The organism is Stenotrophomonas sp. 85239_Sma, from assembly GCF_056481725.1.
Genome location: NZ_CM151163.1, coordinates 1,024,725 through 1,037,051 on the forward strand (window position 1 = coordinate 1,024,725; position 12,327 = coordinate 1,037,051).

The window sequence follows — 12,327 nt, forward strand, 5'->3', positions numbered from 1 at the left end:
GCCCGTTGGCGGGCATCAATCCCCTGTGCCCCGAGCATAGCAACAGGCAGTGAGTGCCAGCGTGTCGTTGCATCGCGACAGTGTGGTCAGTGGTGAGGGAGGGGGCGGGGTGCCGCGACGCGGGGCAGGTCCTGTCGTTGAACGGCCGTCGAACGTGGACGCGCGGTGCCCGGCCCGGCATCCACGCATGGCGTGGATCTACCGATGGATCAGGAGCGGGGAGAGGCCGGCAAGGGGAGGCACCCGAACGTTACGCAGCAACGTTTGGGGCGAAGCGCGCGCAGCGCACTTCGCGTCCCTGGCCAGATAACTGAAAAAGGCCGCCCATAGGGCAGCCTTTTTCAGTTATCTGGCGGAGAGAGGGGGATTGTCGGGTGCATCCATGCACCCGATCCCGATGCGCGTTGCTCCTCGGGACCCGCCTGCGGCGGTCCGGTTCTGCTCCTGCAGAACCGTCGAACCCCGGCGTGGCTTCTCACCACCCATCCCATCCGCCAGACAAACGCAAAAGGGCCGCCTTGTGGGCGGCCCTTTTGCGTTTGTCTGGCGGAGAGAGGGGGATTCGAACCCCCGAAGCGCGGTTTAGACGCTTACACACTTTCCAGGCGTGCTCCTTCAACCACTCGGACACCTCTCCGGATCCCTGCCATCGGCAAACGCCTCAGCAGGGGCGCAGATTCTAGCGGGCGGCGCGGCCGGACACAAGCACCCCGATCAAGGGCGTATCCATGGCAATGGGTGGCGAGGGGGCTGGACAGGCATGGCACAATGGAACATCCGATGGAAAACGGTGGCCTGATGTCCTATCTCGTCCTTGCCCGCAAGTGGCGTCCGAAGCGTTTTGCCGAGCTGGTGGGCCAGGAACACGTGGTCCGTGCGCTCAGCAACGCGCTGGACAGCGGCCGGGTCCACCACGCGTTCCTGTTCACCGGCACCCGTGGCGTGGGCAAGACCACCATCGCGCGCATCTTCGCCAAGTCGCTGAACTGCGAGCAGGGCACCAGCGCCGACCCGTGCGGCCAGTGCGCCGCCTGTCTGGACATCGACGCGGGGCGTTACATCGACCTGCTGGAAATCGACGCCGCGTCCAACACCGGCGTGGACGACGTGCGCGAGGTGATCGAGAACGCGCAGTACATGCCCTCGCGCGGCAAGTACAAGGTCTACCTGATCGACGAAGTGCACATGCTGTCCAAGGCGGCGTTCAATGCGCTGCTGAAGACGCTGGAAGAACCGCCGGAGCATGTGAAGTTCCTGCTGGCCACCACCGATCCGCAGAAGCTGCCGGTCACCGTGCTCAGCCGCTGCCTGCAGTTCAACCTCAAGCGCCTGGATGAAGACCAGATCCAGGGCCAGATGACCCGCATCCTGGCGGCCGAAGAGATCGAGGCCGACGGCAGCGCCATCGTGCAGCTGGCCAAGGCTGCCGATGGCAGCCTGCGTGACGGCCTGTCACTGCTGGACCAGGCGATCGCCTATGCCGGCGGCGCGCTGCGCGAGGACGTGGTGCGCACCATGCTGGGTACCGTGGACCGCACCCAGGTGGCGGCGATGCTCGATGCGCTGGCCGAGGGCGATGGCCCGCGCCTGCTGCAGGTGGTGGCCGCGCTGGCCGAGTTCTCGCCGGACTGGAGTGGTGTGCTGGAAGCGCTGGCCGAAGGGCTGCACCGCATCCAGGTGCAGCAGCTGGTGCCGGGCGCCGCCGCCGCGGAAGGCCTGGATGCCGCGGCATTCGCCGAGCGCCTGCGCCCGGAAGTGGTGCAGCTCTGGTACCAGATGGCCCTGAATGGCCGGCGCGACCTGCCGTTGGCACCGAGCCCGCGCGCAGGCTTTGAAATGGCGGTACTGCGCATGTTGGCGTTCCGTCCGGCCGCAGCGGTACCGCCGGTGCCGAAGGGGGGCGACGGTGCGATGGGCGGCGCGCCAGGCGGCAACGCTGCCGGTGGTGGTGCCGGTACCGGTAGCCACGAAGCGACGCCGGCCGCTGCCGCAACCTCGGCCAGTCCGACCGTGGCGCCGCAGGTGGCTGCCACCGCGCAGGCCGCACCACGCGAACCTGAACCCGAACCCGAGCCGGCCCCGCAACCGGAGCCGGATCCGACGCCTGAGCCCGAGCCGGTTCCGGTGGAAGAGCCCGTCTCACCGCCGCCGGTGAAGGTCGAGGCAGAAGCGCCGGCGCCTGCCGTCACTGCAGAGTCAAGCGACGACCTGCCGCCCTGGGCCACCGGCGAAGCCGAGGCGCGTGACGAGGCGTTGGCGGCCGAGATGTCCGGCCCGGACGCCGCCATGGCTGCGCCCTGGCACGAACCGCCGGCTCCCGTCGCGGCTCCCAGCGAGCCTGCGCTGCCCGAGCGCCCGTTCCGCGCCGAAGGCATTGCCATTGCACCAGCCGAACATGCCGAGCGGGCCCCGGCGCATGCCGCCGCACCGCAGGACGGTGTCAGCGAGCTGGCCACTGCCGAAGACTGGCTGGACCTGGTCGCCAACAGCGGCCTCAGCGGCCCCTCGCGGCAGCTGGCCGCCAACGCCGCGTTCATCAGCTGCCAGCATGGGACCTTGAAACTGGGCCTTTCGCCCGGATTTGAATACCTGCGCTCGGAGCGCGCGCTGGCTGCCCTGGGCGAGATGCTGCAGAAGGCCCTCGGCCAGGCGCCGAAGATCGTGGTCGAGACCGTGGAAACCGAACACGTTCCGGCCGAAACCCTGCATCAGCGGGCCGACCGCCAGCGTGGCGAGCGGCAGCAGGTGGCAGAGGCTGTTTTCATGGACGACCCGGAAGTGCAGGTGCTGATCCAACAGCATGGCGCACGGGTTGTTTCCGATTCCATCCGTTCTTTTGACGAGTAAGACACTATGCGCGGCAATATCGCCCAACTGATGCAGCAGGCCCAGAAGATGCAGGAAAACCTGCAGAAGGCCCAGGAAGAAATCGCCAGGATCGAAGTGACCGGCAGCGCTGGTGGCGGCATGGTCAGCGTGACCCTGACCGGCGCCAAGGAATGCCGCAAGGTGCGCATCGACCCGTCGCTGGCCAGCGATCCGGAAATGCTGGAAGACCTGATCGCCGCCGCCTTCAACGATGCCTCGAACAAGATCGATGCCGAATCGAAGTCGAAGATGGGTTCGGCGACCGCCGGCATGCAGCTGCCGCCGGGCATGAAGCTGCCGTTCTGATCTTCAGCGTGGCACCTGCGCAAGCGGGTGCCACGCAGCATCGAACTGTTCGACGGTTCCAGCCCTCAGTCGAGCATGGCTCGGCTCTACAAAGCATGCCGCCGTGTCCGCACCCCTGCTTGAACAATTGATCGACGCACTGCGGGTGCTGCCTGGCGTCGGCCAGAAGACCGCGCAGCGCATGGCCTACCACCTGCTCGAGCGCGAGCGCGAAGGTGGCCAGCGCCTGGCCGAAACCCTGGCTTTGGCGGTGGAGCGTATCGGCCACTGCGCGCAATGCCGCGACTTCAGCGAAACCGAACTGTGCCCGACCTGTGCCAACAGCAGCCGCGAGCGCAGCCAGCTGTGCGTGGTCGAATCGCCGGCCGACCGCCTGGCCATCGAGAACGCCACTGGCTTCCGCGGTGTCTACTTCGTACTGCAGGGGCGGCTGTCGCCACTTGATGGCGTCGGCCCGCGCGAGCTGGGCCTGGAGCAGCTGGAGCAGCGGCTGGCCGAAGGCGAGGTGCAGGAGCTGATCATCGCCACCAGTGCCACCGTCGAAGGCGAAGCCACCGCGCACTACCTGGCGCAGCTGGCGCGCGCGCGCAAGGTGCAGCCCAGCCGGCTGGCGCAGGGCCTGCCGCTCGGTGGCGAGCTCGAATACGTTGACCGCGGCACGCTGTCGCACGCGTTCGGCACGCGCAGCGAATTCCGCGACTGAGCGCTGTCCGGGCAGCGCCCGGCGCGTCCGGCCTACAATGCGGAAGACATCCCGCCGAGGCCGACCATGAGCAACGAAACCCTCTTCAGCAAGATCATCCGTCGTGAGATCCCGGCCACCATCGTCTACGAGGACGACGAGGTGCTGGGCTTCAAGGACATCGCACCGCAGGCGCCGGTGCACGTACTGTTCATTCCGAAGAACGAGATCATCCCGACCCTGGACGACCTGCAGCCGTCGCAGGCGCACCTGATCGGCAAGCTGGCCCTGGCCGCCGCCGAGTACGCGCGCCGCGAAGGTCTCGCGCAGGACGGCTACCGCATCGTGATGAACTGCCGCGAGCATGCCGGGCAGACCGTGTTCCATATCCACATGCACCTGCTGGCCGGTGGGCCGCTGGGGCATTTCGGTACGCCGGGCCGCTGAGCACCCGGCATCCACGTCATGCGTGGATGAAAAAGGCCGCCCAGGGGCGGCCTTTTTCCATTACGCAAGCCAGGTGGCGATCACCACCAGCCCCAGCGGCCATAACCGCCCCAGTACGGGCCATACGGGCCTGGGCCCCACGGGCCATAGGGGTAGGGCACCACATCGACCTGGCGCTGTTCCGGCCACAGGTAGATCACGTCGGCCGACAGCTTCGGCAGGCGGTAGTCGTACTCGCCGATGCGGGTGTTCTGGTAGCCGTCGATCTTGCCGATGAAGGTCACGTCGCGGCCGGCTTCAAACACGGCCGGGTCGTAGAACCCGGCGCGGCAGGCAATGAAGCGGCCATCGCTGGCGTCGGACGAGGTGGTGTTCGGGCGGCCGCTGGCGTTGAGCGGGCGCGAGATCATCTGGAAACAGGTCTCGCCCTGGCCGGGCTTGGTTTCGATGATGCGGCCGCCCCAACGGACCGGCGTGCCGACCTGCTGGGTGGCGACCGAGTCGCGCGGGGAGACCAGGCTGAACTGTCCCTGCAGCGGCTTGGGGGCCGTGGCGCAGGCCGACAGGGCCAGCGTGGCCACGGCGGTGAGGAGGAACTTGGTGTTCATGGGGAGGCTCCGGAAGTCGGGCGATGCCTGCGCAGGTCCCGCAATAATGAAGCGGGGTCGGTGCAAGTTCCAGCGTAACGCGCGTCGGCGAAACGCTGGCTGAGTGCAAGCAGGGCGGGGTCGGGGTGCTGGGCGTGTACCCGCCGTGCCCAGTCGCATGCCGTCTCGTTGGATTCGCGGGCCAGGCCAAGGCGCGCATAGCGGCGCCCCAGCCGGTGCCAGGCGCGCAGCAGCGGGTCGCGCTCGCGCTCGCCGCGGGCCAGCAACCAGGCCATCCACGCCAATGCCAGCAGCGCGGCGACCACGAAGCCGGCCACCAGCTGTGCCGGCCCGAGATCACCCAGCCCGAGCGGCTTGAGCAGCTGCTGCTGGCGGCGTGCGTCGAAGGAAAGCACCAGGTCGTTCCAGCCGCGGCGCAGCCAGTCACCCATCTGCCCCAGCTGCAGCCAGCGCTGCTGCAGCGGGGTCTCCGTGCCGGCCTGCAGGCGGTCGTCCAGCGTGTCCAGGATGCGTTCCGGTGCCACGGCCGCAGTCGGGTCGACCCGGACCCAGCCGCGTTGCGGCAGCCACACTTCGGCCCAGGCGTGGGCATCCATGCGCCGCACCACCCAGTAGTCGCCGATGCGGTTGCGGGTGCCGCCTGCGAAGCCGGTCACCACCCGGGCCGGAATGCCGGCGTTGCGCATCAGCACCACGAAGGCCGAGCTGAAGTGCTGGCAGAAGCCGGCCTTGTAGTTGAACAGGAAATCGTCGACCGGATCGCGCCCGGCCACCGGGGTTTCCAGCGTGTAGGAGAAGTCGCGGGTGATCCACTGCAGCGCGCGGCGGACGATGGCTTCGTCATCATTGCCGGCCTCCTGCCGCCATTGCCGTGCCAGCTGGGCAGTGCGCGGATTGAAGCCGGGCGGAAGCTGCAACGCGGCGCGGCGCAGATAGGGCGACAGATCGGTGTCGAACCGTTGCGGCGGCGCCGAATGCAACCGCCAGCGGCTGAGCGCGGACAGCGTGCGGTCGCTGCGCAGGCTCATGTCCGCATCGAAGCTGCTGCCCTCCGGTGCGCGGCTGGGCAGGTCCAGTGCCACCAGCAGGCGACGGTCGGTGGGCTCGTAGTCGATCTGGTAGTCCCATCCCTGTGCGGCGGCTTCGACCATGGGGGCGGGGCGCCGGGCCGTCGCGCGATCGCGGCTCCAGCGGTGGCCGTCGAACGACGTCAGCACCGGACCGCGCCAATAGCGCTGCGCGGGCTCGGGCACCGCACCGAAGAACTGCACGCGCAGCGCCGGGGTGTCGTCGGCCATGAGGTCCAACCATTGGTCCGGCGCCATGCTGTCAGCCAGGCCCGGTGTACCCACCGCTCGTTCTGGGACGCCCCACAACGGCGTGGACAGGCGCGGGAACAGCCAGAAGCAGGCCAGTGCCAGGGGCAGGCCGATGCCAAGCAGGCGACCGACGCCGCGCAGTTGGCCGCGCAGTGGCAGGCCTGGGCTGCGACCCTCATCCTGGGCCAGGCGCTGCAGGGCCAGCAGTGCGGCAACCGCGGCCAGCGCCGCCAATCCAGTGGTCAGCGGCCCCTGGTCGAGCAGGAAGGCCGCGAAGGGCGAGAACAGCGCGAAGCCCAGCAGGCTGCGCGCATCGCGCAGGTTGCGCAGCTCGCTGGATTTGATCGCCAGCATCGCTGCCAGCAATGCACAGCCGGTATCACGGCCCGGCCGCACCATGCCCATCTGCCAGACGATGGTGGCGAGCATGGCCAGCACCAGCAGCAGGCGAACCGGCATCGGCAGCACACGCCGCCACGAAAGCGCAGCGGTCAGCACGGCGGCGATCGCGATCACCACGGCCAGTGCCGGCGGCAGCTGCAGCAGGAGTGGCAGCAGCGCCAGCGCCGCGCTGGCCAGGGTCCAGCTGCGGGCGTTGCGATCGAGCAGGACGGCAGGCTCAGTCATGGGGCATCAACGCCAGTGCGCGCAGGCACAGGTGGTGGTGGCTGGCGCCCTGGCCGGGCCCGAGCGGTGGCTGGGCCGGAAGCAGCAGCGTGTAGCGGCGGCCTTCGCGCTCGGCCATGTCGACCCAGCGCGCCAGCCGCGCAATGCGCGCTTCATGGCCCATCGGCGCCAGCGCGCGCCAGTCCAGCACCACGTCGATGCCGATCGGCTTTTCGTACTCGCGTACCAGCAGGCTGTCGCGGCGTGCCGAGTGTTTCCAGGCAATGCTGCGTGGGGCGTCGCCGGCACGATAGGGGCGCAGCTGATGCAGCTCATCGCCACTGGCATGGGCACGGGTGTGCAGTGGATCGCTGCCACTTTCCGGAAGGGGCGGTGCCAGAGCCTCGGCAAGCGGATAGACCAGCAGCGGCTGCTCGGGCCATACCCACGACCATGCCCGCACCAGTCCCAGCGGCTGCGTGCTCGACAGGCGGATGCGGGGTAGTTCCAGCCAGCCGCGGCGCTCGCTGGGGACATCCAGCTCCACTTCGCCGCGACCGTGTGCAGGCAGTGCGACCCAGGCCTCGCTTGCGCCCAGCTGCAGGTGCAGCCCATGGCGCGCGCGCGGGTCGCGCAGCGACAGGTCCACGCGAAGGCGCAGGGGATGCCCGGCCGGCACCGGTTCGGCGGAGATTGCATCGATCTGTATGCCGGACAGCTGCAGGTGCGCGGCGATGGCGCTGGCGATCGCCGCTGCAGCCAGCAACAGGGCCAGCAGCAGCGCAGGGTTGTTGTTGTAGTTCAATGCGCCCAGCAGCATCGCCGACAGCAGGGTGGCGACGAACAGGCCGAAACGGGTCGGCAGTACATAGATGCGATGGCGATCCAGCCGCTGCGGCAAGGCTTCGGGCCTGCGTGGGCGTGCCAGCAGCTGCATGCGTGCCCAGCGTGTGGCCACCTTCAGTCCACCGCGACGGTCTGCAGGATCGCCCGTGCCAGTGCAGGCCCGGAGCTGGATTCGGCCTCTGCCACCAGGCGATGGCCGGCCACCGCTATGAAGAGGGTCTGCACGTCTTCGGGCACCACATGCCCACGGCCGAGCAGCAGCGCGTGGGCCTTGGCCGCGCGCAGCAGGGCCAGCCCGGCACGCGGTGACAGGCCCACACGTACGCCGGCATGCTGGCGGCTGCGGGTCAGCAATGCCTGCACGTAGTCGATCAGCGCATCGCTGGCGTGCACCTGGCCAACGGCTTCACGCAGTGCACGCACCTGGGTGTCGTCCAGCTTCGGCACCGCGCGTGCGATGAGGTCGCGACGATCGCTGCCACGCAGCAGCTCGCGCTCGGCCTGCGCGCTCGGATAGCCCATCGCCAGCCGCAGCAGGAAACGATCCAGCTGCGAATCCGGCAACGGGAAGGTGCCGGACAGGTCGACCGGGTTCTGCGTGGCGATCACGAAGAACGGGTCGGGCAGCGGATGCGTCTGTCCATCCAGGGTGACCTGCTGCTCGGCCATCGCTTCCAGCAACGCGCTCTGCGTGCGCGGTGGTGCACGATTGATCTCATCGGCCAGCAGCACGTGAGTGAACACCGGGCCGGGGTGGAACTGGAACTGACGGCTGCCAGCCTCGTACACCGATACGCCAAGCACATCGGCCGGCAACAGGTCGGATGTGAACTGCACGCGCTGGAAACTGAGCCCGAGGCTGCTGGCCAGTGCATGCGCAAGTGTGGTCTTGCCCAGGCCGGGCAGATCCTCGATGAGCAGGTGACCGCCGGAAAGCAGGGCGACAAAGGCCAGCCTGACTTCCGGCACCTTGCCCAGCACCAGTGCGTTCACCTGATCCTGTGCCTCCCGCAGGGCCTGGCGCAGTTGATCGGTTAGCATGCTGGGATTGGGGGACGAGGCAGGCATGATCGTCTCAGGTCTGGAATCCATTCGATTATCCATAGAGCAATGCAAGGCGAACAGCGCGCGCGGACAATATTTCTCTGGTTATGGACGCTGATCACAGCTGCCAAGCTGGTGGTGGCTGCGCGCCTGCCCCTGTTTGTCGACGAGGCGTTCTATTGGCAGGAGGGCCAGCACCTGGCCGCCGCCTATTCCGACCTGCCAGGGCTGACGGCGTGGCTGGCGCGCCTGGGCGTGGAGATCGGTGGCCATCACGTGCTCGCATTGCGCCTGCCGTTCCTTGCCATCGGTGCGCTGCTGCCGTTGCTGGTGGTGCGCATCGCCACGCGCTGGTTCGGCAACGTCGCCGGGTGGCAGGCGGGCAGCCTGACCCTGCTGATGCCGCTGTCGGCCACCCTGGGCCTGCTGGCCGTACCGGATGTGCCGATGGCGCTGGCGGCGGTGATCTGCCTGCACGCCGGTGCCCGCCTGCTGCACAGCGTGGATGCGTCGTCGGCGATGAAGCTGGCGCTGGGCCTGCTGATCGGCGCGCTCAGCCACTACCGTTTCATTGGTGTCATCGGTGTCGGCTTCATTGCGTTGCTGGCGCTGCCGCAGGGCCGCCGCATGCTGGCCGACCCGCGCGTATGGGTGGCGATCGCAGTGGGCGTACTGGCCTGGCTGCCGTTGCTGGCCTGGAATGCGGACAACCATGATGCCGGCCTGAAGTTCCAGGTGGTCGAGCGCCACCCGTGGACGTTCGAGTGGGAGGGGCTGTGGTTCCTGGTGATCCAGCCGATGCTGGTGACGCCGATCCTGTGCATCGCGATGTGGAAGGTCGCCCTGGCGGGTACCCGCAGCGGTGGTGGTGCGCGGGTGCAGTGGCGCTATTTCGGCCTGGTGGGTGGGGTGTCGACGCTGGGCATCTTCCTGCTGGGCTTCTTCACCGATGTCGAGCGGATCAGTTTCCACTGGCCGTTGCCGGGCTACCTGGCGCTGCTGGTAGCCGTGCCGGTGGTCCTCAATGGCTGGCCGCGCTGGTTGCGCCGTACCGGCTGGTGGCTGGCGGCTGCAGGTACCGTGCTGGCCTTCGGCTACTACCTGATGGCGTCCACGCCGGCACTGCGCGAGCAGATGGCCGGCAGCAAGTATTACCCGCGCAACTTTGCCGGCTGGCAGCCACTGGCCGTGGCGGTGCGCGACGAACTGCGGCAGATGCCGCCGGGCACGCGTGTGCTGGCGGGCAACTTCAAGGTCGGTGCCGAACTGGGCTTCCAGCTGGGCAGTGGTGATATCGAGGTGTTGCCGCATCCGCTCAACGACAAGCATGGGCGGACCGCACAGCTGGCGCAGTGGGGCCTGCTGCACGAGGGCCCGCGCCGCGCGCCGATGCTGCTGGTGCTGTCGCCCAGCGACCAGCGCTACCGTGAGCTGCTGGCGCGCTATCACGCCATCTGCGAGCAAGTGGGGCCGCTGCCGGCGCCGCGCGTGGTCAGCAGCGACCATGGCTTCCAGCGCTTCCTGCTGTTCCGGCTGCCGGTGCAGCGTGCGCAGGGGCCGTGCGTGACGCCGGCGATGGCCTGGCTGGATGCGCCGTCCAACGGCGAAAAGGTCTCCGGGACGCTCGCCATCAAGGGCTGGGCATTCAAGGATGGCGTCGGGTTGGCGCGCATCGAAGTGCTGGTCGATGGCCGTTCGATCGGTGATGCGCGCTACGGGCGCATGTTCGACATCCGCCACACCTGGCCGGACAGCACCGATCCGCAGCATCCGGCGGTGGGCTTCGATGCATCGCTGGATACCACCACGCTGGCGCCGGGCCGGCATTGGCTTGGCCTGCGCCTGCACGGGCGCGACGGCAGTGTGGAGCAGTGGCAGGAGCAGCCGTTCGAGGTTCGTTGAGTCCTGCTGTGGTGGAGTCGAGCCGCGCTCGACTGCTTCTGTTCCGGAGGGCAGGGGCCAGCAAAAGCAGCCGTGGCTCGACTCTGCCGTTCGGGGCGGCGCGAATCCCGCTGTTCAGGGCACGGCGAACCCCGCCTGGCGCAGCAGGCCGCACAGCGCGATCAGCGGCAGGCCGACCAGCGCGGTCGGGTCGCGGTTGTCGATCGCCTCGAACAGGCTGATGCCCAGGCCCTCGCACTTGAAGCTGCCGGCGCAGTCCAGCGGCTGCTCGGCCGCGACGTAGCGGGTGATCTCCTGCGGGTCCAGCGCGCGGAAGCGCACTTCGGTCAGGTCCAGGGCGGCGAGGCATTCTCCATCACGCCTGAGACTGATAGCTGTGTGAAAGCGCACCGTCTGCCCGGACATCGCCATCAGCTGCGCACAGGCCGCATCGACGGTGCCGGGCTTGCCCAGCGGCTGGCCGTTCAGGTCCGCCACCTGGTCCGAGCCGATTACCCAGGCGCCCGGGTAGCGGGCGGCCACTTCGGCGGCCTTGGCGGCGGCCAGGCGCGTGGCCAGGGCCAGCGGAATCTCGGCGCCCAGAGGGGTTTCATCCACGTCCGGGCGTGCACAGTCGAAGGGCAGGCCCAGCCGTTCCAGCAGTTCGCGACGGTAGCGGGAGGTGGAGGCCAGGACCAGTGGCATGCGACAATACCGGGGCAGGGCACGGCAGTCTGGCCCCTTCACGACGCCAGCGGCAAGCCCTGTATGGCGGGCATTTGACAGCGGACGACGCGATCCTTAGTATTCAGCGGCTTATGTCCGCGAACGTGCCCGAAACGCTGGATGCCTGGCGGATGGTTGTAGCGCGAAGGCGCTTCGACGGTCAGGTCTCCCTGGCTGAATTGACCCGCCTGCAGGGGTTGGTCGCAGATACCGACGGCGAGTGTGCCTACTCGCTTGAATTCGGTCGCGACGACGTCTTGCGGGTATCCTATGTGGAACTGACCATCGACACCGCGTTGCCGCTGACCTGTCAGCGCAGCATGCAGCGATTCCTGTTGCCGGTGAAGGTGACCCAGAGGCTTGGCCTGATCCGCGACGAGGACGAGGAATCGTCCTTGCCGGAGGAGTACGAGGCGTTGCTGGTGCCCGAAGACGGCCAGCTCCGCCCGCTGGACCTGGTCGAGGACGAGTTGGTGCTGGCGGTGCCTGTGGTGCCGCTGTCGCCCGACGGTGAGGCAGTCGACAAGGACTGGGCGCCGAGCGAAGAAGAAACGAAGAAGGCCAACCCGTTTGCGGCGTTGGCAGCACTGAAGAAACAATAGCAGCCGGATTGTCGTCGGCGGCTGCGGCGAAAGCGAAAGTGTGCTGGGCGCTGGCGTCCTGCGCGACGATACGACGAAGCAAATCGAACCGAGTTTGGAGCAATCCCATGGCTGTGCAGAAATCCCGTGTCACCCCGTCCCGCCGCGGCATGCGTCGTGCCCATGACGCCCTGAGCGCCAAGCAGCTGTCGACCGACCCGACCACCGGCGAAGTGCACCTGCGTCACCACATCACTGCCGATGGTTTCTACCGCGGCAAGAAGGTCATCCAGACCAAGACCTCGGCCGTCGAAGAAGATTGATGTGCCGGGAAGGCCGCTGCCTCCGGGCAGCGGCCTTTGCCTTCTTTCCCGGGTGTGCCGGTGATCGGCGGCCCGCGCAACAGGAAACAT

Annotated in this window: 12 protein-coding genes and 1 tRNA gene; 7 read left to right on the forward strand and 6 right to left on the reverse strand. The window is 68.2% G+C overall.

Annotation, left to right across the window (positions count from 1 at the left end; genetic code table 11):
* Nucleotides 1–544: 544 nt before the first annotated feature.
* A tRNA-Ser gene (locus tag ACYKG1_RS04780) sits at nt 545–637 on the reverse strand.
* A gap of 143 nt (nt 638–780) precedes the next feature.
* Between ACYKG1_RS04780 and dnaX the strand changes: the two genes are divergently transcribed.
* The 4 genes from dnaX to ACYKG1_RS04800 all read left to right on the forward strand — a co-directional run bounded on the left by dnaX (nt 781) and on the right by ACYKG1_RS04800 (nt 4,303).
* Complete coding sequence (gene dnaX / locus ACYKG1_RS04785) at nt 781–2,847, forward strand: DNA polymerase III subunit gamma/tau (protein WP_478471951.1); 2,067 nt, start codon at nt 781–783, stop codon at nt 2,845–2,847.
* A gap of 6 nt (nt 2,848–2,853) precedes the next feature.
* Nucleotides 2,854–3,174: a YbaB/EbfC family nucleoid-associated protein gene (locus ACYKG1_RS04790; protein WP_010483846.1), complete on the forward strand. Its 321-nt coding sequence runs from the start codon at nt 2,854–2,856 to the stop codon at nt 3,172–3,174.
* A gap of 103 nt (nt 3,175–3,277) precedes the next feature.
* Entirely contained in the window at nt 3,278–3,877 is a 600-nt protein-coding gene (gene recR, locus ACYKG1_RS04795; protein ID WP_005415496.1) for a recombination mediator RecR, read from the forward strand.
* Nucleotides 3,878–3,943: 66 nt separating this feature from the next.
* Nucleotides 3,944–4,303, forward strand: a complete 360-nt coding sequence (locus ACYKG1_RS04800; RefSeq protein WP_100471452.1) for a histidine triad nucleotide-binding protein — start codon at nt 3,944–3,946, stop codon at nt 4,301–4,303.
* Between the two features lie 80 nt (nt 4,304–4,383).
* On the opposite strand, the gene ACYKG1_RS04805 is transcribed toward ACYKG1_RS04800, so the two are convergent.
* From ACYKG1_RS04805 to ACYKG1_RS04820, 4 genes are read right to left on the reverse strand one after another with little or no spacing between them, the layout of a single operon-like run.
* A complete protein-coding gene (locus ACYKG1_RS04805) occupies nt 4,384–4,911 on the reverse strand; it encodes a Slp family lipoprotein (protein ID WP_014036182.1) in 528 nt (175 codons plus the stop codon).
* Nucleotides 4,908–6,857 (reverse strand): transglutaminase TgpA family protein, encoded by a 1,950-nt coding sequence (locus ACYKG1_RS04810; protein ID WP_478471953.1) that lies wholly within the window; start codon nt 6,855–6,857, stop codon nt 4,908–4,910. Before ACYKG1_RS04810 ends, ACYKG1_RS04805 begins: the two co-directional genes overlap by 4 nt.
* Entirely contained in the window at nt 6,850–7,773 is a 924-nt protein-coding gene (locus tag ACYKG1_RS04815; RefSeq protein WP_478472701.1) for a DUF58 domain-containing protein, read from the reverse strand. The genes ACYKG1_RS04810 and ACYKG1_RS04815 overlap by 8 nt, the downstream gene beginning before the upstream one ends.
* A gap of 23 nt (nt 7,774–7,796) precedes the next feature.
* Entirely contained in the window at nt 7,797–8,750 is a 954-nt protein-coding gene (locus tag ACYKG1_RS04820; RefSeq protein ID WP_100471455.1) for an AAA family ATPase, read from the reverse strand.
* A 42-nt stretch (nt 8,751–8,792) separates the two neighbouring features.
* Between ACYKG1_RS04820 and ACYKG1_RS04825 the strand changes: the two genes are divergently transcribed.
* Entirely contained in the window at nt 8,793–10,628 is a 1,836-nt protein-coding gene (locus ACYKG1_RS04825) for a glycosyltransferase family 39 protein (RefSeq protein ID WP_478471955.1), read from the forward strand.
* A gap of 114 nt (nt 10,629–10,742) precedes the next feature.
* On the opposite strand, the gene ACYKG1_RS04830 is transcribed toward ACYKG1_RS04825, so the two are convergent.
* Nucleotides 10,743–11,312: a Maf family protein gene (locus ACYKG1_RS04830; RefSeq protein ID WP_100471457.1), complete on the reverse strand. Its 570-nt coding sequence runs from the start codon at nt 11,310–11,312 to the stop codon at nt 10,743–10,745.
* Between the two features lie 113 nt (nt 11,313–11,425).
* Between ACYKG1_RS04830 and ACYKG1_RS04835 the strand changes: the two genes are divergently transcribed.
* Nucleotides 11,426–11,935 carry a YceD family protein gene (locus ACYKG1_RS04835; protein WP_094001990.1) on the forward strand — a complete coding sequence of 170 codons (510 nt, stop codon included), beginning with the start codon at nt 11,426–11,428 and terminating at the stop codon, nt 11,933–11,935.
* Between the two features lie 107 nt (nt 11,936–12,042).
* The gene (rpmF, locus tag ACYKG1_RS04840; RefSeq protein WP_004154640.1) at nt 12,043–12,237 is read left to right on the forward strand and encodes a 50S ribosomal protein L32; all 195 of its coding nucleotides are present in this window, start codon (nt 12,043–12,045) and stop codon (nt 12,235–12,237) included.
* The last annotated feature ends 90 nt before the right edge of the window (nt 12,238–12,327 follow it).

Coding starts and splice junctions, on each gene's coding strand:
- dnaX (WP_478471951.1), top strand. CDS start 781: ATGGAAAACGGTGGCCTGATGTCCTATCTCGTCCTTGCCCGCAAGTGG.
- ACYKG1_RS04790 (WP_010483846.1), top strand. CDS start 2,854: ATGCGCGGCAATATCGCCCAACTGATGCAGCAGGCCCAGAAGATGCAG.
- ACYKG1_RS04800 (WP_100471452.1), top strand. CDS start 3,944: ATGAGCAACGAAACCCTCTTCAGCAAGATCATCCGTCGTGAGATCCCG.
- ACYKG1_RS04805 (WP_014036182.1), bottom strand. CDS start 4,911: ATGAACACCAAGTTCCTCCTCACCGCCGTGGCCACGCTGGCCCTGTCG.
- ACYKG1_RS04810 (WP_478471953.1), bottom strand. CDS start 6,857: ATGACTGAGCCTGCCGTCCTGCTCGATCGCAACGCCCGCAGCTGGACC.
- ACYKG1_RS04815 (WP_478472701.1), bottom strand. CDS start 7,773: ATGCAGCTGCTGGCACGCCCACGCAGGCCCGAAGCCTTGCCGCAGCGG.
- ACYKG1_RS04820 (WP_100471455.1), bottom strand. CDS start 8,750: ATGCCTGCCTCGTCCCCCAATCCCAGCATGCTAACCGATCAACTGCGC.
- ACYKG1_RS04825 (WP_478471955.1), top strand. CDS start 8,793: ATGCAAGGCGAACAGCGCGCGCGGACAATATTTCTCTGGTTATGGACG.
- ACYKG1_RS04830 (WP_100471457.1), bottom strand. CDS start 11,312: ATGCCACTGGTCCTGGCCTCCACCTCCCGCTACCGTCGCGAACTGCTG.
- ACYKG1_RS04835 (WP_094001990.1), top strand. CDS start 11,426: ATGTCCGCGAACGTGCCCGAAACGCTGGATGCCTGGCGGATGGTTGTA.
- rpmF (WP_004154640.1), top strand. CDS start 12,043: ATGGCTGTGCAGAAATCCCGTGTCACCCCGTCCCGCCGCGGCATGCGT.